The organism is Candidatus Eremiobacteraceae bacterium (assembly GCA_035295225.1).
Classification (GTDB): domain Bacteria; phylum Vulcanimicrobiota; class Vulcanimicrobiia; order Eremiobacterales; family Eremiobacteraceae; genus JABCYQ01.
Genome location: DATGJI010000056.1, coordinates 42,540 through 68,231 on the forward strand (window position 1 = coordinate 42,540; position 25,692 = coordinate 68,231).

Annotated in this window: 21 protein-coding genes; 15 read left to right on the forward strand and 6 right to left on the reverse strand. The window is 63.9% G+C overall.

Annotation, left to right across the window (positions count from 1 at the left end):
- Position 1: 1 nt before the first annotated feature.
- Genes VKT51_11070 through murB form a run of 11 tightly spaced genes read left to right on the forward strand, consistent with a single transcriptional unit; the run spans position 2 to position 13,027 of the window.
- A complete protein-coding gene (locus tag VKT51_11070; GenBank protein HLJ84705.1) occupies positions 2-415 on the forward strand; it encodes a hypothetical protein in 414 nt (137 codons plus the stop codon).
- Positions 412-2,208, forward strand: a complete 1,797-nt coding sequence (locus VKT51_11075; protein HLJ84706.1) for a penicillin-binding protein 2 — start codon at positions 412-414, stop codon at positions 2,206-2,208. The genes VKT51_11070 and VKT51_11075 overlap by 4 nt, the downstream gene beginning before the upstream one ends.
- Positions 2,209-3,744 carry a UDP-N-acetylmuramoyl-L-alanyl-D-glutamate--2,6-diaminopimelate ligase gene (locus VKT51_11080; GenBank protein ID HLJ84707.1) on the forward strand — a complete coding sequence of 512 codons (1,536 nt, stop codon included), beginning with the start codon at positions 2,209-2,211 and terminating at the stop codon, positions 3,742-3,744.
- 2 nt (positions 3,745-3,746) lie between these two features.
- Positions 3,747-5,138, forward strand: a complete 1,392-nt coding sequence (murF, locus tag VKT51_11085) for a UDP-N-acetylmuramoyl-tripeptide--D-alanyl-D-alanine ligase (GenBank protein HLJ84708.1) — start codon at positions 3,747-3,749, stop codon at positions 5,136-5,138.
- Positions 5,135-5,845 (forward strand): coenzyme F420-0:L-glutamate ligase, encoded by a 711-nt coding sequence (locus VKT51_11090; GenBank protein ID HLJ84709.1) that lies wholly within the window; start codon positions 5,135-5,137, stop codon positions 5,843-5,845. The genes murF and VKT51_11090 overlap by 4 nt, the downstream gene beginning before the upstream one ends.
- A complete protein-coding gene (gene mraY, locus VKT51_11095) occupies positions 5,845-6,909 on the forward strand; it encodes a phospho-N-acetylmuramoyl-pentapeptide-transferase (GenBank protein ID HLJ84710.1) in 1,065 nt (354 codons plus the stop codon). The genes VKT51_11090 and mraY overlap by 1 nt, the downstream gene beginning before the upstream one ends.
- A gap of 25 nt (positions 6,910-6,934) precedes the next feature.
- Positions 6,935-8,341, forward strand: a complete 1,407-nt coding sequence (gene murD / locus VKT51_11100; GenBank protein HLJ84711.1) for a UDP-N-acetylmuramoyl-L-alanine--D-glutamate ligase — start codon at positions 6,935-6,937, stop codon at positions 8,339-8,341.
- The gene (gene ftsW / locus VKT51_11105; protein HLJ84712.1) at positions 8,338-9,561 is read left to right on the forward strand and encodes a putative lipid II flippase FtsW; all 1,224 of its coding nucleotides are present in this window, start codon (positions 8,338-8,340) and stop codon (positions 9,559-9,561) included. Before murD ends, ftsW begins: the two co-directional genes overlap by 4 nt.
- A complete protein-coding gene (locus VKT51_11110; protein ID HLJ84713.1) occupies positions 9,473-10,669 on the forward strand; it encodes a UDP-N-acetylglucosamine--N-acetylmuramyl-(pentapeptide) pyrophosphoryl-undecaprenol N-acetylglucosamine transferase in 1,197 nt (398 codons plus the stop codon). Before ftsW ends, VKT51_11110 begins: the two co-directional genes overlap by 89 nt.
- Positions 10,670-10,688: 19 nt before the next feature.
- Entirely contained in the window at positions 10,689-12,110 is a 1,422-nt protein-coding gene (gene murC / locus VKT51_11115; GenBank protein HLJ84714.1) for a UDP-N-acetylmuramate--L-alanine ligase, read from the forward strand.
- A complete protein-coding gene (murB, locus tag VKT51_11120) occupies positions 12,107-13,027 on the forward strand; it encodes a UDP-N-acetylmuramate dehydrogenase (GenBank protein ID HLJ84715.1) in 921 nt (306 codons plus the stop codon). The genes murC and murB overlap by 4 nt, the downstream gene beginning before the upstream one ends.
- Positions 13,028-13,083: 56 nt before the next feature.
- On the opposite strand, the gene VKT51_11125 is transcribed toward murB, so the two are convergent.
- Complete coding sequence (locus VKT51_11125) at positions 13,084-13,623, reverse strand: Uma2 family endonuclease (protein ID HLJ84716.1); 540 nt, start codon at positions 13,621-13,623, stop codon at positions 13,084-13,086.
- Positions 13,624-13,747: 124 nt separating this feature from the next.
- Between VKT51_11125 and VKT51_11130 the strand changes: the two genes are divergently transcribed.
- From VKT51_11130 to VKT51_11140, 3 genes are read left to right on the forward strand one after another with little or no spacing between them, the layout of a single operon-like run.
- Positions 13,748-14,674: a D-alanine--D-alanine ligase gene (locus VKT51_11130; GenBank protein ID HLJ84717.1), complete on the forward strand. Its 927-nt coding sequence runs from the start codon at positions 13,748-13,750 to the stop codon at positions 14,672-14,674.
- Positions 14,671-15,378, forward strand: a complete 708-nt coding sequence (locus VKT51_11135; GenBank protein HLJ84718.1) for an HAD-IA family hydrolase — start codon at positions 14,671-14,673, stop codon at positions 15,376-15,378. Before VKT51_11130 ends, VKT51_11135 begins: the two co-directional genes overlap by 4 nt.
- Before the next feature lie 24 nt (positions 15,379-15,402).
- On the forward strand, positions 15,403-16,128 hold the full coding sequence (locus VKT51_11140; GenBank protein ID HLJ84719.1) for a transporter: 726 nt from the start codon (positions 15,403-15,405) through the stop codon (positions 16,126-16,128).
- Positions 16,129-16,154: 26 nt separating this feature from the next.
- On the opposite strand, the gene VKT51_11145 is transcribed toward VKT51_11140, so the two are convergent.
- From VKT51_11145 to alr, 5 genes are all read right to left on the reverse strand, one after another.
- Positions 16,155-16,520 carry a hypothetical protein gene (locus VKT51_11145; GenBank protein HLJ84720.1) on the reverse strand — a complete coding sequence of 122 codons (366 nt, stop codon included), beginning with the start codon at positions 16,518-16,520 and terminating at the stop codon, positions 16,155-16,157.
- Between the two features lie 7 nt (positions 16,521-16,527).
- The gene (locus VKT51_11150) at positions 16,528-18,132 is read right to left on the reverse strand and encodes a stalk domain-containing protein (GenBank protein ID HLJ84721.1); all 1,605 of its coding nucleotides are present in this window, start codon (positions 18,130-18,132) and stop codon (positions 16,528-16,530) included.
- Between the two features lie 173 nt (positions 18,133-18,305).
- Positions 18,306-21,812, reverse strand: a complete 3,507-nt coding sequence (locus VKT51_11155; protein HLJ84722.1) for a GH92 family glycosyl hydrolase — start codon at positions 21,810-21,812, stop codon at positions 18,306-18,308.
- 17 nt (positions 21,813-21,829) lie between these two features.
- The gene (locus VKT51_11160; GenBank protein HLJ84723.1) at positions 21,830-23,449 is read right to left on the reverse strand and encodes a peptide ABC transporter substrate-binding protein; all 1,620 of its coding nucleotides are present in this window, start codon (positions 23,447-23,449) and stop codon (positions 21,830-21,832) included.
- A 582-nt stretch (positions 23,450-24,031) separates the two neighbouring features.
- Positions 24,032-25,120 carry an alanine racemase gene (gene alr, locus VKT51_11165; protein ID HLJ84724.1) on the reverse strand — a complete coding sequence of 363 codons (1,089 nt, stop codon included), beginning with the start codon at positions 25,118-25,120 and terminating at the stop codon, positions 24,032-24,034.
- A gap of 232 nt (positions 25,121-25,352) precedes the next feature.
- On the opposite strand from alr, the gene groES reads away from it, so the two are divergent.
- Positions 25,353-25,664, forward strand: a complete 312-nt coding sequence (gene groES / locus VKT51_11170; protein HLJ84725.1) for a co-chaperone GroES — start codon at positions 25,353-25,355, stop codon at positions 25,662-25,664.
- Positions 25,665-25,692: the final 28 nt, after the last annotated feature.

A 25,692-nucleotide genomic window follows, 5' to 3' on the forward strand; every position in this document is an offset into this window, starting at 1 on the left:
CATGACGGCTCGGGCATACGCGCAGCCCAAGGAATCGCCCGCAGCGCCTGCGCCGCGCCGCAGAGCACGCCGCAGTGCCAGTCGCGCCGTGCCATCGACGCTGCGCACGAGCGTGCTCGTGGGCGTGCCGCTCGCGCTGATCATCGCGTACGTGGGATTGACCGCGCAGCTCGCTGCGCAAACGTATAGATTATCCACCGATCGCGCGCAAGAAGCCAAACTCATGCTGGCCAACAACGAGCTACGCGCGCAAGTCGGCCAGCTTGAGAGCCTCGGCCGGCTCGAAGCTGCGGCGGCCAAACTGCACATGACGGTTCCGAATTCCGTCTCCGTCCTCATGATGCCGGGCGCGCCGAGACCGGAGCCGCAGAACACAGCGCTTGCCTTCGTAGCGCGTCTCTTGCACGTCAGGTGAAGGAAAAGGAACGCCGCCGTCTCCGCACGCGCGCGAGCGTTCTATTCTGGCTCATCCTCCTCGTGGCCGGGCTGCTCGGCGCGCGGCTGTACAAAGTGCAGATCAACGAGAGCGCGGCGCTCGCGGCAGATGCCGGCGATCAGCAACGGTCCACCTTCCCGATCAGCGGACGGCGCGGCGATGTCGTCGATCGCTTCGGCGTCGCGTTTGCCACGAGTCTGCCGGCGAGCGCGATCTACGCGCAGCCGGCCCAAGTCAAGAACGCCGATCACGCGGCCAGGCTGCTCGCCCCGCTGCTCGGCTATTCCGTGACCGATATTGAGTCGGTGCTGCACGAGAACGCTTCTTATATCTACATCGCGCGCAACGTGCCGCAGTCCGTTGCCGATCGCGTAGACCGGTTAGGATTGGCGGGCATCGGGCGGTCCGACGAAGCGCTTGGATTGCGCGTCGAACCGCAAGGCCGCGTGGGAAGCACGCTCGTCGGCTTTACCGGCGTGGACAGCCAAGGTCTCGCGGGTGTCGAAGTCGCGTTCAACGACGTGCTCGAAGGCAAAGCCGGCCAAGTCATGGAGGCGACCGACAACAACGGCCGGCCGATCCCGTTCGGTGCGCGCGTCGTCCAGCCGGCGGTCGTCGGCGATACGGTCGTTTTGACGATCGATCGTATGCTCGAGTACGAAGCCGAGGAGATCTTGCGCGCGACAGCCGAGCGCTATCACGCCGCCGACGGGTCAGCGATCATCATGCGCGCGCAGACCGGTGAGATTCTCGCGCTCGCCAACTATCCGAACTTCGATCCCAACCGTTTTGCGAATTCGCCGCCGTCCACGTGGCGCGACCGAGCGATCACCGATCCGTTCGAACCGGGCTCGACCTTCAAAGCCATCACTGCCGCCGCGGCGCTCGACAGCGGCAAGATGACGGTGGATGACACGTTCCCCGCGCGCGACGAGATCGAAGTCGGCAATCGGATCATCCACAACGCCGACGACGGCATGATGGCGTCGGGCCACCGCTACGAGACGATCGACGACATCGTGACGTTCTCGCATAACGTCGGCGCCGCGCAGATCGCGATGCGCGTCGGTCCGCAGACGATGTATTCGTACATCAAGAAGTTCGGGTTGGACGATCCGACGGGCGTCGATCTCCCCGGCGAAAGCGGCGGCATTCTCGGGTCGCCGGAAGACTGGTATGGCTCGCGGCTCGCAACGATCGGCTTCGGACAAGGCGTCTCGGTGACGGCGCTACAGATGGCGACGGCGTATGCCGCGATCGCAAACGGCGGCGTGCTGATGAAGCCGCTCATCGTGCATGCGATCGTCGGACCCGATGGCCGGATCGTGAAGTCGTTCAGCCCGCAGGTAGTCCGGCGCGTGATCAAGCCAGAGACATCGGCTGCGCTGATGACGATCTTGCGCGACGTGGTACGGCGCGGCACCGCCACCGCCGCGAAGATGCCCGGCTACGAACTTGCCGGCAAGACCGGTACTGCCCAGATGGTGATCGACGGTTCGTACGTTCCCGGCGCCTACACCGCGTCGTTCGCCGGCATCATTCCGGCCGACAAACCGGAATACGTCATCTTTGTGAAACTCGATCGGCCGCAGGGCGAATACTATGGAAGCATCGTGGCGCTTCCCGCGTTCCGCGACCTTGCTGGGCGCGTGTTCTGGCGCGAGAGCGTCGTGCCGCGCGGCGACCTCGGCACCATCACGGATCCCGAACGCGCGGGCGGTCAGGCGGTCGGCGAACCCGGCCTGCTAGGGAACAACGGAAGGCAGCAGTAAATGGCTCCGGTGATGCCGGTGCCGTTGCGGCAACTGCTTTCCGGAGTGGACGGCGTCCGGATCCGCGGCAAAGCCGAGATTCCCATCTCTTCGATCTCCGTCGATTCCCGGCGCATCGAACCCGGCGCGCTCTTTGTCTGCTTGCAAGGCGCGCACTCCGACGGGCATGCGCACGCCGCGCAAGCTGTCGCCGCCGGCGCGAGCGCCGTCCTCGCGATGACTGAAGGGCCCAACAGCCCAGAAGGGGCCGACGCTAGTCGGCCCACCATTGCGATCGCTTCGGACATCCCGATCGCGTTCGTTCCGGACACACTCGCCGCGCTCTCCTCGGTAGCGGCCGAATTGTACGGTCACCCTTCGGACGACCTCACCGTCATCGGCGTCACCGGCACAAACGGTAAGACGACGACCACGCGTTTTCTCGAAGCGATCATGGCCGCGGCGGGCACTCCGTTCGGTCTCATCGGCACGCTCGGCGCGCGCCTGATGGGCGCGTTTGAGACCTCACTGGCCAACACGACGCCGTACGCGCACGAGTTACAGCGCTTGCTCGCTGCGTTTCGCGACTCCGGCGCGCGCGGCGCGATCATGGAAGTGTCGAGCCATGCGCTCGTGCAGCATCGCGTGGACGATGTCGATTTCGATGTCGCCGTGCTGACCAACATCACGCAAGATCATCTCGATTTCCACAAGACTTTTGATGCGTATAGAGCGGCAAAAGCGCGTCTCTTCGAGGGCGTGACTCGAGGCGGTCGAAAAAGCCCCGGTGTGCGCGTCATCAACCTCGATGATCCCGAAGGCCGTCGGCTCGCGATGACCAGCGGCCGCACCTTGACCTACGCCGTGGAAAACACCGATGCGGTGCTAACCGCGACGGACATCGCGATCGAGCGCGACGGCTCGACGTTTTCCGTTCCCTCTCTGCGGCCGGCCCCGTTTTCTGTTCGTCTGCCCGGCCCGTTCAATGTCGCCAATGCGCTGGCGGCAATCGCCACCGCCTGCGCTTTGGATGTCGACGTCGAGGCCATCGCCGACGGCATCGAAAGCGTGACCGACGTGCCGGGGCGCATGTCGCGCGTCGACGCCCGCGAGCTCGGCGTCTACGTGGACTACGCCCACACGCCGGACGCGCTGCGCAACGTGCTGACCGCGGCGCGGGCGCTTACGAATGGGCAACTCATCTGCGTCTTCGGCTGCGGCGGCGATCGCGACGCTGCGAAGCGGCCGCTCATGGGTGCGATCGCTCGCGAGCTGTCGGATCGCGTCATCGTGACCGACGACAATCCGCGCAGCGAAGACCCATCTTTGATTCGAGAAGCGATCGTCGCCGGCATGCGCGACATCCGCGGCGGAGAGTTCGAGGTGATTGCCGATCGGGCCGCGGCGATCGATCGCGCGATCGAGTCGGCGCGCGATGGCGATGCGGTCATCATCGCGGGCAAGGGCCACGAACCTTACCAACTGATCGGCGACCTCGTGCTGCCCTTCTCCGATGCCTCGGTCGCGCGCGAAGCGCTTGAGAGGCGCGGCCGGTGAGCATGCTCTCGTTCGCGGATTTCGCCAAAGCCGCGCGTTCGACGTGGCGCGGACCAGCGATCGATCTCAACGCGCCGTTTCGTCCGAGCACCGATTCACGCACGCTCGCGCTCGGTGAAGTTTTTGTCGCGCTTCGCGGTCCATCGTTTGACGGCAACGCATTTGCAAAGGCGGCGTTGGCGCGCGGCTGCCGCGCGCTGGTCCTCGACGATGCGGCCGCGGTGCCCAACCCGAGCCCGGTTCCCTACATGGTCGTCAAGGATGCCAAGAGAGCGTATCTCGCCGGTGCAGCCGCCGCGCGCCGCGCTTCCGATGCAGAAGTCATCGGGATTACGGGCAGCAATGGGAAGACGACGACGAAGGAAATGGCCTCGCAGTTACTCGCGCCGCACTTCCGCACGCTTGCGACGCCGCAGAACGAGAACAACGAGCTCGGTGTGGCTAAGATTTGTTATCTGCTCGGCGACGATGTGGATGTCGCGGTCGTCGAGATGGGCGCGCGGCATCCCGGCGAGATCGCGCAACTCGTTGACATCGCAGCGCCCGATATCGGCATACTGACCAACATCGGCGAGGCGCACCTCGAATATTTCAAGGACCGCGAAGAACTCGCGCGCACGAAGTTCGCGCTCTTCCGCGACGCTCTTCCCGTCTGCAATGCCGACGACGAGTGGTCGCGGAAACTCGCCGCGGAGTATGGTCTCGAGATCGAAGCGCTTTGGATTCGTATCGCCGGCGATCATGAAGCGCCCGGTGATACGCTTGAGGCTGACCATCCGAAAAACGGGCTCGTCGATGTGACATACTTGTCGCACCACGCGGCGTCGGCAGAATGGCATCTCGCCGGTGAGCATCACTTGCGCGATGCACTTCTCGCCGCCGGCGCAGCGATTGGGTACGGCGTACCGTTCGAAGACGCAATCGCGGGCTTTGGCGCGTTGCATCTCCCAGAGGGCCGCTTCGAACAGCACGTGTTGCCGTCGGGTGCGACGTGCGTCTACGATGCCTACAACGCGAATCCGACATCGGTTGCCCAGGCGCTTCGGGCGTTCGCCGACGTTCCGGCGCGCCGGCGCTACGCCGTGCTCGGCAGCATGGCAGAACTCGGTCCAGAAGTGGAAGCAATGCATCGCGCGACCGGCGCGGCTGCGGCACGCGCCTCACTAGATGCCTTGTACTGCGGTGGCCCCTATGCGCGCGCATTGATCGAGGGTGCGCAGACGGCGGGCATGCCCGCCGCGTCTGTTCATTCCTTTGAGTCGAATGCGGAGATCGCCGACCTGCTCGCGAACACGCTCCGATCAGGTGACGCTGTGCTGCTCAAGGGTTCGCGCGTGCAACGCATGGAGGAAATACTGCAGGCGCTCTTGGCCGGCGAGAAGCGCGCGTCATGAACCGGCGCACATTCATCGTCTCACCGCCCGGGCTGCCGCCGCGCATCGTCGCCATCCCGGTTCGGACGCCGCTCGTACGCAAGGGCGACGATCTGCCGGCGCTCGTCGCGCTATGCGTTCGCGGCATCGCGTCGAGCGATGATGTCGTCTGCGTCTCCGAGACTGCTGTGGCTATCGCACAAGGAAGATCCGTCGCCGCAGAGTTTGTGCGCCCGACGCTGCTTGCGCGGCTGCTCGCGGAACGCGCGGGGCCCTATGCCACGGTGAATCAGCCGGAATCGATGCAACTCGTGATGGACAACGTGGGCGCGTGGAAAGTGTTGTATGCGTCCGCCGCGTCGGCCGCCGGCAAGCTTATCGGGCGCCACGGAGATTTCTATCGCATCCTCGGATCAGCGGTGGCCGAGATCGATGGTTACACCGGCACGATGCCGCCCTACGAGCGGCACATCGTGTTCGGTCCCGAGCGGCCTGGCGAAGCGGCCGTCGCGATCGCGAACGCGTGCAGCGCGCACGTCGTCATCGTGGACGTCAACGATCTCGCGAGAGTGAATATCCTCGGCGCAAGCGCCGGCGTTAACTCTGACGCGGTCACCGCATGTCTGCGCGAAAATCCGCATGGCAACAGCGATCAACAAACGCCGATCGTCGTGCTCAAGTACCGACCGCAACCTGCGTCGGCGCCGCGGTCACCGCTGCTCTCGTGATGCAGAGCAATAACGTCCACCTCGCGTTCGCTAGAGTCATACAAGGCAGCACGCACCCATTGTGGGTCATAGCAGCAAGCGCGCACCCGTCGTGGGTTTATGAAGCGTTCCTCGGCGGCATACTCATCGCGGTTATCTTCATTCCAATCCTCATCGCCTGGCAGCGCGGGCGTGCGCTGGGCCAGATGATCTACGAAGACGGCCCGAAATCGCACGTTACGAAACAGGGTACTCCCACGATGGGTGGTCTCGTGTTCCTTATCGCCGCCGCCGCCGCGCTGCTCCTCGCGTTGTTCAAACACGATCCTGACGAGGTCGCGCTCAGCTTACTAGCGATCGGCGCCGGCTGTATCGGAGCCGTCGACGACCTGCTCATCATTATCAAGAAACGACCGCTTGGACTCAAGGCGCGCTGGAAGTTTCTCTTGCTTGCAATCGTCGGCGCGATCTTCGCCTGGCATTATTCGTACGGGCAAGGTAACGATCCACTCCGTTTTGTGGGCATGGGCCCTTGGTGGGCCGAAGCGCAGCATTTTTTTGGCCTGCACTTTTCGATGCCACCCGCGCTTTTTTTCATCCTGGCGACACTCGCCGTCGTCGGCGCGGCAAACGCCGTCAACCTCGCCGACGGCTTGGATGGGCTGGCGGCAGGGGCGGCGCTGCCGGTGCTCTTCGCCCTCATCGTGGCCGACCTATTGAACGCACCGATGGCTGCGGTGGCCGGCGCATGCATCGGATTTCTGTGGTTCAATCGCTATCCGGCCAGAATATTCATGGGAGACACCGGGTCGCTCTTGCTTGGCGCGCTCATCGCCGGCGCCGCGATCCAGAGCGGCTGGCTGCTTGTGTTGCCCTTGCTCGGCATCGTGTTCGTCGTCGAAGCACTTTCAGTGATCGCGCAGGTGGTGTCGTTTAAGCTCACGGGTAAACGCATTTTCAAGATGAGCCCGTTGCATCACCATTTCGAATTGTCAGGCTGGCCGGAGAAGCGCGTGACGCGAACGTTCGTCGCGATCTCTTGGCTTGCGATGCTCGCCGTCGGCGCGGCTATGGCGCTCACCTGATGCGGCGCGAGGCAACAGAGCGTCGATGACGAACACCCGTTCGAACATGTTCGACGCAACGGATTCCGTCATCGTCATCGGAGTCGGCCGCAGCGGTTTGGCCACGGCTGAAGTGTTGCGCGCCCGCGGCGCCTCGGTCGTCGCCTTCGACGACAAGCCGCCGGAAAAGCTGAACCGCGAGCGCGACGTCTTGGCCAAACTGGGCGTTCCGCTGCTCGCCTCCGGCGAGCTCGCCAAAGCCATCGGCGCTGCCACGGGCGCCGTGCTCTCACCCGGCGTGCCGCTCAACCATCCGGCCGTGCTCGCGATTTCCAGAGCGGGCGTGCCGGTCTACTCCGAGATCGAAGTAGCCTACCGGCTCTGCGATGCGCCGATCATCGCAGTCACCGGCAGCAAGGGAAAGTCCACCACGACCGCGCTCATCGGTCATCTGCTGCGCGCCGACGGCCGCAAAGTGCATGTTGGCGGCAACATTGGCGATCCGCTGATCACGAAAACCGTCGCCGCCGGTCACGACGATTGGGTGGTCGCGGAAGTCTCCAGCTTCCAGCTCGAGTCCATCCGCGAATTCAGACCGCGCATCAGCGTGCTGCTCAACTTGTCGCCGGATCATCTCGATCGCTATCCGTCCATGGAAGAATATGGCGAAGCCAAGTATCGCATCTTCGCCAATCAGGGCGACGGCGACGTCTTCGTCGGCAACATGGACGATGAGACCGGTGCGCGCCTGCGCGCCGGCGTGCGCACGATTCCGTGCAAGACGCTCTGGTTCTCGCTCTCCGGCCAGCAGGGCGCCGACGCGTTCTATCGCGACGGCATGCTGCACTGGCGCGGCGACGGCGTACGGCCCGACGGCGAACTCATAGCCGCACGAGAACTGCACCTGCGCGGCGCGCATAATATCGAGAATGCGCTCGCCGCGTCGCTTGCAGCGCTCGCCGCCGGAGCGAGCGTCAGGGCGGTCCGCGATGGGCTGCGCTCGTTTCTTCCTTTACCACACCGTTTGCAGCCGATCGCGAACGCGGACGGCATCTCGTGGATCGATGACAGCAAGGCCACCAATCCCGACGCGGTCGTCAAAGCGATCGACGCGTTCGACGAACCGATCGTCCTCATCGCCGGCGGCAAACCGAAGAACACGGAATTCGGTTCGATGTGCAGCGCGATATCGAAACGCGTGAAGGCCGCCGTGCTCATCGGCGAGTCGGCGCAGTTGATCGGGCGCGCGCTGCGCGGTCCGCTTGTGGCCTATGCGAAATCCATGGACGAAGCGGTCGAAGCGGCATTCGGACTTGCGAAGTCAGGCGACGTCGTGCTGCTCTCTCCGGGTTGCGCATCGTTTGATATGTTCGACAGCGCCGAACAGCGCGGCGAAAAATTTGCCGCCGCTGTAAAGGGCCGTGTCGAGGGCAACGGAGTGCGCGCGGGATGATGCAGCGGCGGGCGGCTGACCCGTACCTGCTCGCCGTGGTCGGTGCGCTCGTCGCCATCGGCGCGATCATGGTTTTCTCGGCATCATCGGTGGAAGGCATGACCGACTTCCACGACCCGGCCTACTTCCTCAAGCGCGATCTTCTCTGGCTTGTTCTCGGCGGCGCGGCGGCGTGGGTCGGGATGAAGATGGACTACGGCAGTCTGCGCAAAGCCGCGCCGTGGCTGTTCGGCATCGCAGTGGCGCTGCTCGCGCTCGTGCTCGTTCCCGGCTTTGGCGCTATGGAGGGCGGCGCGCAACGATGGTTCGCGTTCAAATCGTTCTCGTTCGAACCATCGGAATTCGCAAAGCTCGCGGTCGTGATCATGCTCGCCAAGATCTTCGCCGACCGCGAAGACGGCGCGCTCTCGTTCAATCGCGCAGGCTTTCCGGCGCTGATCTGCGTGGGGATCTGTTTCGGTCTCGTCATCCGCGAGCCGGATTTCGGCACTGCATCGCTCTTCGTCATCACGGCTACGGTGATGCTCTACGTCGCGGGCGCGAAGATCACGCATCTCTTGACCATGATGGCCCTCGGCATCCCCACACTGCTGCTCTTCGTCTACTCAAGCCCGTATCGCCGCGATCGGTTCACCGCGTTCTTGCACCCGTGGAACGACCCGCAGGGCACGGGTTACCACATCATCCAGTCGCTGCTCGCGCTCGGATCGGGCGGTTGGCACGGACTCGGGTTGGGCGAGAGCCGTCAGAAATTCGGCTATCTGCCCGAGCAGTACACCGATTTCATCTACGCGATCATCGGCGAGGAATTGGGCTTCATCGGCGCGGCGATCGTGCTCGCGCTCTTCCTCGCGCTCGCGTATCGCGGCGTGCGGATCGCGATGAAGTCGGACGATCGCTTCGGATTCTACCTCGCTATCGGCATCACCGCGTCGATCGTGCTGCAGGCGCTCGTCAATATCGGCGTCGTCACCTCGACGTGGCCGGTCACCGGCGTGCCGCTGCCGTTCATCTCCTACGGCGGCACGTCGCTCTTCATCAGTCTGTTCGGCGTCGGCATTATCGCCGGCGTTTCGCGCGGTCGGTCGCGGGCGGCATTGGCCGCCGACACGAAAGCGCGTGAGGACGACGATGCGTATTTTGCTCGCGGGAGGCGGCACCGGCGGTCATCTGTACCCCGCGTTGTCACTCGCCAGAGCGCTCTCCGGCGCGCCCGCTGATCCAGGCCGGTGCAAACCCGGCGAGACGATACCGCAGATCGAGCTGCAGCTCGACCTCGAAACGCGCGAAGGCGCGCCGTCGATCCTGCTCGTCTCAAGCCATGCCGAGCTCGACGCGGGCGTGTTGGCCGAGACGCGGATCGCTACCGCGCGCGTCGCCAGCGGACCGATTTCACGCTCGTCATTGATCGCTGCCGCGGGCGGCTTGGCCGCGAATTCGGTCGGCGTCATGCAGGCGCTGCCGATCGTGGCGCGCTTCAAACCCGACGTGGTCATCGCGACCGGCGGCTATGCCAGCGTTCCGGTCGTCGCCGCCGCGGCGACGTTGCGCACCGCGCGCCGGCTGCCGAAAGTCAAGATAGCGATCGTCGAGCCAAACGCAATGCCCGGCCTGGCGAACCGCACGCTTGCGAAAGTGGCGGACGAAGTCTGGGGCACGTATGCGGAGACGGGTCCATATTTCCCCGGAAAATTCGTGCGCATCGGCACACCGATCCGGCCCGAGTTCTACGCGCCGCCCCCAAAGGCCGACGCCCGGCGGCGCCTGAACCTCGACCCCGACCGCCGCACGCTGCTCGTCTTCGGCGGCAGCCAAGGTTCGCGCCGGATCAATGTCGCCGTCAGCGCCATGGCGGCGCGCCGGCGCCTCCCGACGGACTGGCAAGTGCTGCACGTGGCGGGCAAGCGCGACTTCGAATGGATGGCGGCCGAGCGCCGATCCGAGCCAAACGACAACCGTTACGTCGTGCTTCCATACTTAGACGACATGGCGCTTGGTTTTGCCGCGGCCGATGCGATCGTCTCGCGCGCCGGCGCCTCCACGCTCGCGGAGATAGCGATCTCGGGCATCGCGTCCATCCTCGTGCCGTATCCGCACGCAGCCGAAGACCATCAGACCAAGAATGCGGCGGCGTTTGTCTCACGCGGCGCCGCGCTCGTCATCGCCGACGAGCGGCTCGACGCCGACGCGCTCTATTGGGCGCTCGTCGAACTGCTCGACGACGACAAGCGCGAGACCATGGCCGCCGCGGCGCGAGGTTTGTCGCAACCGCGTGCACTGCATCACATGGTCGAACGCATCCTCACGGGAGGCATAGGCAGCCGGTGAAACTAACAAAAGTGAGCGGATGAAAGACTACCGGCACGTACATTTTGTGGGCATCGGCGGCGTCGGCATGAGCGCCGTCGCGCGCGTGCTGCTCGCCATGGGCATCTCCGTCTCCGGCTCCGATCTCAAGACCAACTCCACGCTCGACAAATTGAAGGCGCTCGGCGCGCACGTGACGCTCGGGCACGGCTCCGACAACGTGGCAGGCGCAGACGCGGTCGTTATCTCATCGGCGATCCCGCCGGACAATCCGGAAGTCATCGCAGCGCAGCGCGCCGGCACGCCCGTGATGCAGCGCGCAGAGATGCTTGCCGAGATCATGGCCGACAAGCGCGGGGTTGCGGTCTCCGGCACGCACGGCAAGACGACGACCACGTCGATGATCTCGGCCGTGCTCGACGCCGGTGGATTCGCGCCCACAGTTTTGATCGGCGGCGAGGTCAACGATCTCGGCGCAAATGCGCGCTTGGGTTCGGGCGACGTGGTGGTCGCCGAAGCCGACGAGAGCGACGCGTCGTTCTTACGGCTGACGCCGTGGTGCGCCGTCATCACGAACATCGAGAACGATCACCTCGGCTACTACCGCGACATCGAACATCTCATCGAAACGTTTCTCGCGTTTGCGCGGCGCGTGCCGCCCGAAGGCCGCATCATCGCATCGGCGGACTGCACCGTGGTCGCCGAAGTGCTCCGGCGTCTGCATGCGGAACCGCAACTCTACGGCGATGCCAAGATCATCACGGTCGGGTTCGACGTGCGCGCCGACGTTCGCGCGTACGACGCACAGCTGGCCGATTTCGGCTCGCGCTTTTCCGTACGGGCGGGCGACGTCGAGTTGGGCGAAGCGGTCATGCGCGTGCCCGGCAGGATCAACGTCTTCAATGCGTTGTGCGCGGTGGCGGTCGGCCTGGAATTCGACGTGCCGTTCGACAAGATCGCGCTTGCGCTCGGCCGCTTCCGCGGCGTGGCGCGGCGCTTCCAAGTGCTCTATGAGAGCCCCGACGTGCGCGTTGTGGACGACTACGCTCATCACCCGACAGCCGTGCAAGAGACGATCGCCGCCGCGCGCGCCTATTGGCCCGGCCGCATCGTCGTCGCGTTCCAGCCGCACCGCTACAGCCGGACCGCCTATCTCATCCGCGATTTCGCGCGCGCGCTGGCCAGCGCCGATCTCGTGATCGTGAGCGATATCTATGCCGCCGGCGAAGTGCCGTTGCCCGGCGTGCGCGCCGAGTCCATCGTGGAGTGCGTGCGCGAGATCGACCGCGATAAACCCGTCATGCATCTGCCCAAGTGCGCGGACGTGCTGGCATATCTGCAGCGCTCCGTGCGCAACGGCGATCTCGTGCTCACGCTTGGGGCCGGCGATATCGGCGGCGTCGCGCACGAGCTGGCGGCGGGTCTGTCCGCTTCCGATGCCGGCGTCGCGCCGTCGCGGTGACCACGCGAGCATCACTGCAGGGTAAAGCGCCAAATGCCGATCAGCGCGGCGCGCTTGCGGCGCTGCTCGACGGCGACATCGCGTTCGACTATCCGCTCGCCGCGCGCACGTCGATGCGCGTCGGGGGCAGCGCGAGCGCGTATGCAGAAGTCAAACAAGTCGGGCGGCTCGTCGCCGCGCTGAGTTTTTGCGCGAGCGAGCGCATCCCGTGGAGCGTGATCGGCCTCGGCTCCAACCTGCTCGTGCCGGACGAAGGTTTCCCCGGCCTGATCGTGCGTTTGGCCGGCGACTTTGTGCGGATAGCAATTGAGGGCACCCGCATCCGCGCGGGCGGCGCTGTGCCGATCGTGTCGCTCTGCCGCGATGCGGCCAATGCCGGGTTGGCAGGCGCCGAAGCATTGGTCGGTATCCCGGGCACCGTGGGCGGTGCGGTGCGCATGAACGCAGGCACCGACGTGGAGATCGGCGATCTCGTCGACCGGGTCGAAGTGGTGATCGCGGGCGAGAAGGCGCAGACCTTCACGCGGCCGGAGTTCGCGTACCGCCGCTCCACTTTGGACTCGCGCGCGGTGGTCTGTGCGGCCGAACTCGAGTTCACTCACGGTGATCCCAAAGAGTTGAAGGAAGAATTGCGCCGGCGCATCGACCACCGCCGGGCCACCCAGCCTATAGAATTGCCCAACTCCGGCAGCATCTACCGCAATCCGCCAGGCGATTTCGCCGCGCGGCTGATCGAGGCGGCGGGCTGCAAAGGTTGGCGCGTGGGCGGCGCCGTCGTGAGCGAGAAGCACGCGAATTTCATCGTCAACGCGGGCGGAGCGACGTGCGCCGACGTGCTGGCGCTGATCGAGCGCGTCCGCGCGCACGTGCTCGAATCCCAGGGCGTGTCACTAGAGCTCGAAGTCCACCTACTCTGATTTCTCCGCGTGGAGATAGAAGGGGCTATCTGAAGGGGCCGACGCTCGTCGGCCCTCTATGCGTTTGGCTTGCGCGCCTCAAATAAATAGCGCGCGCGCAGCACGAATCCAGGCAGGCTCGCGTGCGTCACAAGGTCGTCGAAAGAGAAAACGGCCGCATTTTCTGACTCGCGCGAGGTAACCGTGCGAGCATCGGTATCGACGAGAAACACGACCAAGCTTCCCGCCGCGAGATACACTCGGATTTTCTCCTCGACATCGCTCGCTTTATCGCCGGGAGAGAGTACCTCAACCACGACATCGGGGGAGATGAGCGGGTAATCTGTCTCCTCCAGGACGTCGTGCGGCAGCCGCGCGTACGAAAGCCACGCCACGTCCGGCACAAGCGGCCGGCGTACTTCGCCAGGCGGCGCGATACGAAATTCCCATTCAGTTCCGACCACGCCGCAGTCGTTCGTCTGCGCCCACGCATCGAGCGCCGCAAAAAAACGGCCCTGGGCGCGGGCGTGCTTGCGCCGCGGACTCACCTTTTGAAGAGCCCGCCCGTTGATCCACTCCGACGCCGGTTTTGTCTCCGGCAGTGTGATTTCTCGCATCGGCTTTGGTCAATTGCGAGTCTATCACGTCCGCGCGGCCATGGGCAACGAGCGGAAGGCGGCCGACTGGAGACCACTTCGCTTTGTAGGCATCAGCACACGCGTTCGCAAATACGACGTTCCGTTGAGTAAGCCGACTATCGCTGTGCTTATGGGCGGAAGCTCTGCCGAGCGCGAGATCAGTCTTCAAACCGGCATGGGCGTTTCCGCGACGCTCGAAGGCCTCGGGTATATCACCTATTCTTTGGAATACGATGACACGTTTGTCGACCGATTGCGCGAACGGCGGCCCGACGCGGTCTTCATCGCGCTGCACGGCGGCTCGGGCGAAGACGGCTCCGTTCAAGCGATTCTGGATTGGATGCGCCTGCCCTACCAGGGTTCCGGCGTGCGCGCGAGCGCAGTCGCGATGGACAAAGAGATGACCAAAGCGCTCATGCTCGCAAACGGCATCCCGACTCCGGTTTTTAGCGTCTTCGAAGCGAGCGCGCCGCTTCCGACGTCGCCTCCGTCCGAGCTCGGCTGTCCGTGCGTGGTAAAGCCGTCTGCGCAAGGATCGTCGGTGGGCGTAAGCATCGTGAGCGAGAGCGCCGATTGGGCCGACGCGATCGCCGGCGCCTCGAAGTTCGGTGGGCGAATTCTGGTCGAGCAATACATCCCCGGCCGCGAATTCACCGCGGCGATCTTGGAAGAACAACCGCTTCCGATCGTTGAGATCATCCCCAATGACGATTCGTATTCGTACGCCGCGAAATACACGCCCGGCGGCAGCACGCACAAGGTGCCTGCGCAGGTCGACGCAAGCCTCGCGATGTCGATGCAAGACTACGCAATGCGGCTGCACAGTGCGGTCGGCGCACGCGACTACTCGCGCACCGATTTCTTGCTCGACGAGCACAGTGGTATCTTCGCGCTCGAATGCAACACGCTGCCGGGCCTCACCGCGTTCAGCTTGTTCCCGGAAGCCGCCGCAGCCGCCGGCATCAGCTACGCGGCGCTGGTGGAACGTCTTGTCCGCTCGGCGCTCGCGCGTACGGCGGTGGCCGGATGATCCGAGAATCCCGGGCCGCGCTACGATACGCGCTCTTCGATCTTGACGGCACGCTGATCGATTCCACCGACCTCATCATCACCTCGTACGAACACACCTACCGCGCGCACGGACGTCTGGTCAACGGCGAGCAGATCCGCGCAGCGCTCGGCATGCCGCTGCAGGATACGCTTGCGCAGCATTTCCGCGGCAGCGAGTTGCGCGAAGCGATGAGCACGTATCTCGAATACAATCTCGCGCGGCACGATGAGGCGGTGCGCCAAATGGCCGGCGTCGCCGAACTCGTGCGGCGACTGCGCAACGGCGGCCTGCGGCTCGGCGTCGTGACGTCGAAGTTGCGCGAATCCGCGCGCCGCGGACTGACGCTGTGCAACTTGGACGGCGTGTTCGAAGTGATCGTCGCGAAAGAAGATACCGCGCGCCACAAGCCTGAGTCCGACCCGTTGCTGTATGCGCTCGCCGCACTCGAAGCCGAAGCGGGCGAAGCGGCGTACGTCGGCGACTCGCCGTTGGACGTGGAGGCTGCGGACGGCGCCGGCGTGCGGTCGATCGCGGCACTGTGGCGGCCTGTGAGCGAGAACGCGTTTTCCGCCCGTCAGCCCGATGCGTATGCGCGGACGCCCGCGGAAGCTGCCGATATTCTAGAGGCGTGGCGCGATGGCCGCGAGTTCGGCCTGCGCGAGGAGCATTTGCAGGGGGCGTAGCCGGGGTCACGCGCTGGAGGGAACTTGGGCTTCCTCTTCTCGTTGTTGAGATTCTTCCTCTCGGACACGCGCGGCGACAACCTCACCGCGATGTTCACCGACGACACGATCTCCGCAGGCAGCATTGCCCTCACACCGCTTGCTCCGGAAATGCCGTCCGGAACATTGTCGCCCCCCGATCAGGCGCACGCGCAGATCAGTTCGCTGCAGCAGATGGACCCGGACTTCAACGAAGTCGCGTTTCTTTCGGCCGCTGCGTCCGCGTACACAAAAGCCATCGAAGCCGAGGGCGCGATGTCGGCGGACGATGCGAAAGACGTCGCGACGCAGGCGTTCCACGACCGGCTCGCCGCGCGCATCGCCGATTGGCAATCGCAGGGGTACACCCGCGTCGTCAGCGGACTGAATATCGATGGCACAAAACTTTTCAAGGTCTCGATCGACGGTGTCGCGCAGTTCCTGACGGTAAGAATCACGGGATCGAGCGTGCGTTGCACCAAAGACATAAGCTCAGGCGTTGTCGCCGAGGGCAACATCGCCAGTCAGATGTTCACCGAATATGCGACCTTCACCAGACCGGCCGGAACCGTGACGCCGAAAACCACCGCTTTAGGAGGCACCGCGCACTGTCCGTCGTGCGGTGCGCCTGCTCCGGCCACCGCGACCGTCTGCCCGTTCTGCGGCACGCCGCTCACGCCCGGCGGCGCCCCGTGGCTCTTAGATAAGATCAGCCAAACCGCGTACGCCTGATTTAGGGCGGCGCTATACGGTCCGCCTCACGTCTTGTTTATGTGCGCTTCGTTGTATTCGCAAAACGGTATGCGCGGCAATACTTTGACAGCACCGTTTGCGAAAATCACCTTCACGTCGCGATAGACCGATGGGCAATGCTCGTATGAGTTCTGCTCGAGGCGTATATAGAATGAATGACCCGGCAGCACCGGGCTAGTCAAATCGTCGATACCCCAGAACGATTGGCCGGACTTGCGGTCATAGAGCTCGACGATCCGAACATTGGTGTCGTTGTAGATCGTGAACGTCACGTACTTCGCCGCTTGTGCGGCTTGCGCACGAAGTAGTCCGCATGCCGTGAGTGCGAAGATCGCAACCAAGAAAGCTCGGAGCGTTGTGTGCCGTTTCATGGGAATATTATTGCGGCTTATGCGGAATCGGAGGCGGCATCGGATGGGGGATCGGATGCGGCATCACCGGCCGGGGCATCGGCATCGTCGGGATCGGCATCGTCGGCAAAGGCATCGTCGGCAACGGCATCGCGATCGGGCGTACGAAAACCGAACCGCCCGGGTACATCACGCGGCCTTGCTTGGGATTTGTCGGGATGGGCCGCGATAAGATCGGATCGTAATGACGGCCCACCGGCAAACCCGTGACGCGCGGGATCCGCACCTCTATCGGGGCGCGACGTTCGATCGGCAGCGTATGGAACGCAACCGCGACGCGCGGTGACAATGGTCGATTGACGATCGACGGCATGACGGCATAGCGAAGATCGATCGGCGCAGAACGGCGCGTGCCATCGACATGCAACGGCGCAGTCGAATGCACCACGACCGTGCGCCCGTCATCCGTCTTGAACTTGGCGGCCAGAACCGACAATCGCGGGTGGATGCCGAACGGTACGGGTACCATGCCGAAGTAGTATCCCGGATATCCATACCACGGCTGCAATGGATACGATCCTGGGAAGCCGCCGATCGTGATAAAGCCATTTCCGTACGGAAAGAAGCGGCTGAAGAAAATCACTTCGACGACGTTGCCGCCGTACAGCCAGAGCGGCCCGGGTGAATAGAGCGAGAATCCCGGCGGGCAGAATCCGTAGCGGCGATAGCCGTAGCCGTATGATTGCGGATAGTAACCGATGACGGACGACGCATAGTCGTAACTGTTGCCGGCATCGACCGTGAACGTCCAGGTCTGATAGATCGGCGTGCCGTCAAGCGCTTCGCCGCTCACGGTCACGCTATGGGAGCCGTTCGCCAATCCGGCGCTCGGCGTATAGGCGACGTACGCGGAAGAGATCGTCGCGAGATTGGTGACGTCGCCGCCGTCCACTTCTAGTCGAACGGTGGACGGATCGATGGAGGAGTCGCCGCCACCGAGGCGCGCGTAGATCTGCGGATACGTGGAGCCTACGACGCTTTGCGGAGCGGGCTGCACGTCGCTGATCGTGGGCGGCGACGAGTACGACGAGGGCGCGCTCGGCACCGATGAATCCGACCCCGGCAAAGTCGGCACCGACCCCGTTGCGTTCGCGCGCGAATACGAGCCCTTGGCCGGACCAGAGAGCGTGGCGACAAAATTGCCGTGCGATTGACCGGTGACGATCGCAACGGTGTTCGTTCCCGCATCGTAGTCCGCGTTGACGTTGAAAGCTTCATTCAGGAGATGGAGCGGCACTTCCATGCGGCCTGCGAAGACGCGCGGTGCGACGTCCATGACCATTCGCGCGCCATCGACCGTTGCGATAAGCGAGCCGGCGTTTATCTTCGCATCGACGCCGCGCCACTTGATGTCGGCCGAGCCCGAGGCTGCATCGAACGAGACCGTCGCGCCGAGCTGCTCGAGGACATGGAGCGGCACGAGCATGTGCACGCCGTCGCCGATCGCGGGAACATCGGTGCTCGTCTCGTGGCCGTCGATCAGAATGGTCGGCGGGGCGGCTGACGCGGCAGTTCCGCGCGCAAAAGAAAGCGCGAGGACGAGACCGAGGGCGACGAAGTGGAGTGAACGCATGGCGGGAGATCTCCGTGCCCGCGGTCTTCGCGAGTCGCGCGCGGCCGCCCCCTGCTTTTTCATCTTGGAACTTGCCTAGGGCTTCCTGAAGGGGCCGACGCCAGTCGGCCCACTTTATGTTCGCCCGGGCCGACTAGCGTCGGCCCCTTCAGCAACAAAAGGCCGGGCGAAGGTCAGGGCAGCGCGATCGCAACCGGCCACGCGGCGAGCGGAATCGGTTCGGACAAGCCGTGCGTTCTTACGTCCACGACGACGCAGTCGTTGTCTCCAAGGTTGACGACGAACGCGCTCGCGCCATCGGGACTGATGGCGATCGCGACGGGCTCGTAACCGACGACGATCGGGGCGAGCGCAGTCCGCGTTGCGAGGTCGATCGGCGTCACCGAATTGCCGCCGGAATTCGCGACAAAAAGCTGCTTCCCGTCCGGTGACAGAGCCAACGCTTTCGGCAAAACGCCGACCGGCACGGCCAACGAACTCACGGCTGCGCTTCCGGTGCCGGACGCGCTTGCGATCGTCACGGTATTGCCGCCCTTGTCGCTCGAAAAGATCGTCGCGCTATCCGCCGAGACGAGCACCGTACGCGGTTGCGCGCCCACCGGGATCGGAGGCAATGCCTTGCCGACGCGCGTGTCCACCGGCGTGATCGCGTTGGCCGACTGGTCGGCGACGTAGAGCATGGCACCGTTCGGTGCAATCGCGATCCCGCCGGGCTGCGCACCAACCGCGATCGGCGCGCCGGCGAGGAGCGTCGCCGTATCGATAGGCTGCACGGTATTATCGCCGCTGTTCGCGACCCAGACGGTTTTGCCGTCGGGCGTCACGCGGATGCCCCACGGAGCATTGCCGACTTTAACGGTGGCGATCGTCTTCTGCGATCCAGTGTCCACGACGCTGACGTCGTTCGACCCGTTGTCCGCGACATACACGCGCGCGCCATCCGGGCTGAGCGCAAGATCGCGGGGATTCAAACCCACGGGAATATCTACGCCCGTCACATCGGTGTTGGGATCGATGGGCGTGATCGAATCGCCGAAGAAGTTCGCGATGTATCCGAGACGTAACGATTCGCCCGGGCGCACCACACGGACGACGATGGAAGAGCGCGGCAGCAATGCGCCGTCATCGGTTTTCCCCGTGGCATAGGCGCGGTAGAGTCCGGATCGTGCGCCGGCGGTCACTTGCACGTCCGTCACGTCACTCGTATCGCCGACCGGACCCAGGTGCGCCACTGGACCCACGGTGAGTACGCCGGGCACACCGGTGAACGATACCGCAATTGGAATACGCGGACCCGAGGGCATGCTTTCCGAAACGCCAACATTTGCCGAGCCTCCAGGCGCTATGTCGATTTCCTGCCGGCTGAATTCGACCGTCGCCGACGATGACGGCGGAAAAGACACCGGTCCAAGCGCGTACGATGGCGGCGCGTCCTGCGATGCCGCGGCCCAGCTCGTGTTCGGCCGCGTGCCGACCGCAATCGCAAGATGCATCGGATGTGCCAACGCGAACGGCACCCAGCTCCTCTGCCACGGGCTGCCGTTCACAGCGACCTTCTCGATGTACGCGGCATCGTCGGAAGCCTGCGGCGCATCGATGGAGATCTGCGCGCCGTCAGGAACGGCGATACGAGCGTGCGGAAAAAGCGGGGTGCCCAGATCGAGCACCGGCGCAGCCGGATTCTGCGGGTACAGCCCAAGCGCGCACCAGACGTACCACGCGCTCATCGTACCGAGGTCGTCGTTACCGGGAATGCCGTCAGGCGTATCGCCGTACAACTGCACGAGCGCGGCGCGCACGACCGTCTCTTCCTTATATGGCGCGCCGGCCGATAGATAGGCCCACGGGCTGCCGAGGCTCGGTTCGTTGCCAAGCCACGCAAAAGGCTTGTCTTGGCCGGCGTTGATCTGGCTGAAGTAATCGTCGAGCTTTGCTTGCGCGGCCGCATCGCCGCCCATACCGCCGATCAGCGCCGCGTAGTTCTGCGGAACCATCCACGTGTATTGCGCGGCGTTGCCTTCCTGAAAACCGCTCTGGCCTGCATCGGTGACCGGCGTCTGTTGAAACGCGCCGTCCGCGTCGCGCGGCGCGATGAGGCCGGTCGAGCGGTCGAAGAGCGTCGCCCAGTTCTGCGCGCGGCGCATCATCGTCTCGTAGGTCGTCCGATCGCCGATCGCTTTTGCGAACTGGGCGATGGAAAAATCGTCAAGGGAGTATTCCAAGGTCAGCGACGCCCCATTGGGCACCGGCGAGACGTTGGTGGTGTGCGTGTTGACGACGTAACCGCGCGTGAGATATTCGTCGAGCCCCGGCCGCTCCACGTACCACCCGAGGCCAGGCGGCGACGAGATATCCGTCGCGCCTTTCACCATGGCTTGGAGCGCTGCGTGCGCGTCGAAATCGCGTGCGCCGAATGCGTACGCGCCGGCGATCGACGGATCTGCCGGATCGCCGCCCATCACGCCGCTCTCGGTGTTCGCGAGCGACCAGCGCGGCAGAAAGCCCCACGCCTGCGCGGTATGCACGAACGAACGCATCATATCGCTCGTGCGTATCGGATCAAGCATGGCGATCAGCGGCATTTGGGTGCGATAGACATCCCAACCGGAGAAGTTCGCATACTCCACATGACCCGCGTCGGTCTTGTGGATCTGATCGTCAAAACCGCGATACGAACCGTCGGCATCGCTGAAGACGTTGGGATGCAGCAGCGTGTGATAGAGCGCAGTGTAGAAAATCCGCTCATCCTTATCGCTGCCGCCGCTCACGCTGATGCGGCCAAGCTCTTGCGCCCAGAGGGACTGTGTCACGCTGCGCACGCGGTCGATGTTCCACGTCGTGGCCTCGGCACGCAAATTCGCGTGCGCGCCGGCCACACTTACGTACGAGATCGCCGCCTTGATCTCAACCGTTGGGTTTTGCGTGGTGTCGAAGGTGACCCACGCGCCGACGCCGCTGCCGTGCGCGGCGGTTGAGTTCGGCGTGAGATTCGTGCCGCCGAGCATCCACGTGCCCGATGTCGCCCACTTCCGATTGAACTGCAGCGCGAAATACACGGTGTGCGTATCAGGCATGCCGCAGAACCAGCCGGTCTTGACCGAGCCCGTCAACATGTCGCCGTTTGAGAGCTGAACGGTTGTGTCGCCCGACCCGCCTTGATCCGACGACGCATTGATGATGATGTTCGCCATCGGCGATGACGGGAACGTGAATCGCCCAAGTCCGCTTCGCGTGGTCACGGCGAGCTGCGACAGGATCGGCTGCGCGCCGACGAGCGACTGGTAATATCCGGGTTGCGCGACTTCGGATGCGTGCGCGAATGGCTGCTGCAGCTTTGAGAGGTCGGGTGCGTCCGGCGGTCCGAGCGCCCCGACGAACGGCAGAATGCTGACATCGCCGCCCACGCTGCATCCGGGACCGCTCAAGTGCGTGAGACTGAAGCCGGTGATCGTGCCATCGTTGTAGTTGTAGCCGCCGCCTGCAGGTTGGGATGGCGTATCCGGGCTCCATTGCAGCATGCCGAATGGCGCGTCGGCGCCAGGGAACGTATCGATCTGTCCGCCGATGGCTGTCGTGGACGTTCCAACCAGAGGATCGACTTTATCGAGCGGCGCCGGCGGATCGGCCAAAGCCGGAGCACCGACGAGCAACGCGACACACACGAAAAGCCAACCGCGCATGCACACCCTCCGCTTCGTTAGATTCGCCAATTCTGAACGTTCCAGAAATCGGAGTTAACTGTTTCGGGCATAAATCCGCGCAAGTCGGTGTTGACGGCGTAGATGAAGCGCGGCCAAGCGATCGGGATGTCGGGCATATCGTAATTGACTTGGCGCTGCAGCTGCGCGTAGTACTGCGCCCGTTGCGCGCGATCGTACGTCGAGGCGCCTAAATCGATCAGGCGCTCCACCTGCGGCGTGCTGTAGCGAGCAAGATCGTTGCCCTTCGGCGGAAAGGACTGGCGGCTCAGAAGCGTGTCGCGCGACGGATCGACGTCGAAGCCGATCGTCGCGTAGAAAACACCGAACGTGCCGTTTTCGGCCGGGCCGCCCGGACCGCGGATGACGTTCAGCGGCATCGGCTTGACGGCGGCGTCGACACCAACCGCGCGCCAGTACGCCTGCACTTGCTGCGCGCCGGACAAGCCCGAGGCGCTCGCCGCGTCCACTAAGATCGCCGCCTCGAGACGGATGCCGTTCTTCGCGCGTACGCCGTCCGGACCCGCGACGTATCCGTCCGCATCGAGCAGCTTGCGCGCGGCCGCAGGATCGAAGGGCGGCGCGCCGTTGTCCTTCGTATAGCCCCAACTGTACGGCGGGATGACTGAATCCGCCGCGACCGCGAATCCATCGTACGAGCGCTGTGCGATGGCCGGACGATCGATCGCGAGCGCGAGCGCTTCGCGCACCGAGCGATCGTCAAACGGCGGGCGCCGAACGTTGAATTCCACGTAGGTCAGCGAATACGCCGGCGCCGCGATGACATTGATGCCGGGAACTCCGCGCAGTGTGACCGCCTGCGATGGGGTTGTCAGCTGTGCGACGTCAATCTCGCGCGAGCGCGCCATCGTCAGCGCTGTATTGGCATCGGGGATCGTGAAGATATCGACTTCTCGAAGCTGCGGCGCGCCGAGAAAATAGTGCGGGTTCGGCACGAGCACGATTTCGGTGCCGTGCTCCCAACGAGAGAATTCCAGCGGACCGGTGCCTATCGGATGGTTGCCGAACGGATCGGTTAACAGATTGTTGGAGTGGTCGAGGAGATGCTTCGGCACGATCTGCCCGTTCTCGCCGTCGCAGAAGAGTTGGTTGAGCGCCATCGCGAGCGGCTTCTTCAAACGCACGACCACGGTATATGCGTCGGGTGCAGTTACGGACGCGACGTCGGAGAACGTGCTTGCCGCCGGAAACGGTACTTTGGGGTTTGTCATCTCTTTATATGTAAAAACAACATCCGCCGACGTGAACGGCGCGCCGTCATGCCAGACCACGCCGCGTCGCAAGCGGTAGGTGATCGTTTTCCCGTCACGGCTCAAGCCGCCGTTCGAGAGCGAAGGAACCACTTGTGCAAGATCCGGCAAGACGGTACCGTTCGAATCGAGCTTGACTAAGCCATCGAAGATCGCTTCTTGGATATAATTCTCTATGTAGAGGCCGCCGATCAGCGGATTGAGCGTGTTCGGCGAATCCGGCCGCGAGACGCGCACCACGCCAGGAATTGTTCCGGACGAACGCACGGAATTGGTGGATTCGGAAACGTGCGAACAGCCGCACACGAGTACGGCGATGACCGCGCAAACGAATATTCGCTTGTGCATCAGGCAGAATTCGATTCGGTCTGGCCCAGGCGCGTTCCTCAACCTCTTGCGGGTGTCGATACAAATCGCCGAGAAGCGCGGCATTATGCAATCCCCCCGGTGTGCGTGCGGAAGGGTGGAAATCGAAGCCGTGGGCGCGCCGATCACGAGCGTTGTCTGCTATTGCGATTCTTGTCAAGAAGGCTCTCGGCAGATCGAGGCATTGACTAAAGCAGCCCCAGTCTTAGGACCAGACGGCGGAACTGCTTATATTCTTTACCGTAAAGATCGCATACACTACTCAAAGGGCGCCGAGCTTCTAAAAGGCTACAAGATAGACGAGAAATCGGCGACGAGTCGAGTAGTCGCTACGTGCTGCAATTCTGCCATGGTCATGCGATTTGACGATGCGAAGCACTGGGTCCCAGTGTATCGAACCCGATTTCGGGGCGATATCCCTCCGGTGCAATGGCGCATTTGCACGAAGTTCAAGCCCGATAATGCCGAGATTCCGACGGATGTTCCAAGTTCCGAGATGTACCCCGCCGGATTTATGTGGAAGCTTCTAGCCTCAAGACTCTCGATGCTGTTCGGCAGATAATTTCAGGTGTAGCGTCGCTCCATTTCTGACGGCAATCGCGCGAGGATTTCGTATGCGATCGTGCCGGCCGCAGCGGCTATTTCTTCTACGTCCAACTCGGCTGCATCGCCGCGCCGCACCGGCGGCTCAAGGTCCGTGATGTCCACCATGCATGCGTTCATGCAGATGCGACCGACGATCGGCGCGTACGACTTGCCGAAGCGGACGCGCCCGCGCTCATTGCCGGCGGCGCGCGGCAAGCCGTCTGCATAGCCCAAAGAGAGGACGGCAATGCGCGACGCGCGTGCGCATTTGAACTCACAGCCGTAGCCCACTGTCTCGCCGGCGGCCGCATCGCAGATGTGCACGACCGGCGCAAACCACCGCAGCGCAGGCTCCAACACAAATGATGGATCGCTCTCGCGCATCCGTTCGCGCACGCCTTCGGACGGCCAGAGCCCGTACAGCGCAATGCCGCCGCGCACCATGTCGAGCCTGAACTCCGGCCACAAGATCGCGGCGGCAGATGCCGCGATGTGACGTTGCGGCCGCGAACCGCTCGCAAGCCCGACGATCTCCACCGAATCAAGAAGCCGCGCCAGTTGCTCGCGCGCGAACGCGGCGTCGAGTTCTTCCGAATCGGCGAGATGCGAATACACGCCGACGATTCGCGCGCCGGCATCACGCAGTTCCGCGGCAACCGCGCTCACTTGATCCCACTGCAATCCGAAACGATGCGTTCCCGTCTCGATCTTCAGGTGCACCGTTGCGCGCACGCGCCCGATCCGGCCGACGTCGGAAGCATCGAGCAGCGCGATTTCCACACCCTCGCGCACGAGGGGTTCAAGATCGGCGTCGGCCACGGGACCGAGCAGCAGAACCGGCTCGGAGACGCCCGCATCTCGTAGTGAAATCGCCTCGTGCGGTGTGAACACGCCGAAGCTCAAATGAGGGATGCCGGCCTCGGAAAGCGACCGGGCGGTCGGAATCAAGCCGTGACCGTACGCATTGGACTTCACGACCGCGCAGAGGCTCGCCGGAGCGGCTCGAAGGCTTATCGCACGGGCGTTCGCTGCTAGTGCACGGGGGCTGATCTCGAGCCAGGGCCGCACGTCAAAACCCCCTTGTCAAAGCGAACGAGGCAGGATATAATGCCTTTAGCACTCAAGTGCCAAGACTGCTAAGACGTCGCAGACCGGCCGCTGACGAGCCTTTTCCCAGCACCCCGGTTCTTGCCGTCGCCCTGCGCGCCTCCCCTCTATCAGAGGGAGATGCGTAGGCGGCTAAGTTGTCTGCGCGGACGTCATGCGCCAACACCGCATCCCTCAGAAGGAGGCAACCTCCGTGCCCGAAACCGCGACGAGAACAGAATTGCAACCGCTCGGCGACCGCGTGGTCGTCGAAGCCGTCGAGCAGGCCAAGACATCCGCCGGCGGCGTCATCCTCCCGGATACCGCGAAAGAGAAGCCGCAAGAAGGCATCATCATCGCCGTCGGACCGGGCCGCAAGACCGACAAAGGCGAGATCATCAAGATCGATCTCAAAGTCGGCGACAAAGTCATCTACTCGAAGTACTCCGGATCCGAGATCAAGCTCGACGGTAAAGAGTACCTCATCGTCAGCGAAAAAGACGTTCTCGCGATCGTCAAACGCTAGCTTGCCCACCAGCACGTAAGGAGCACTA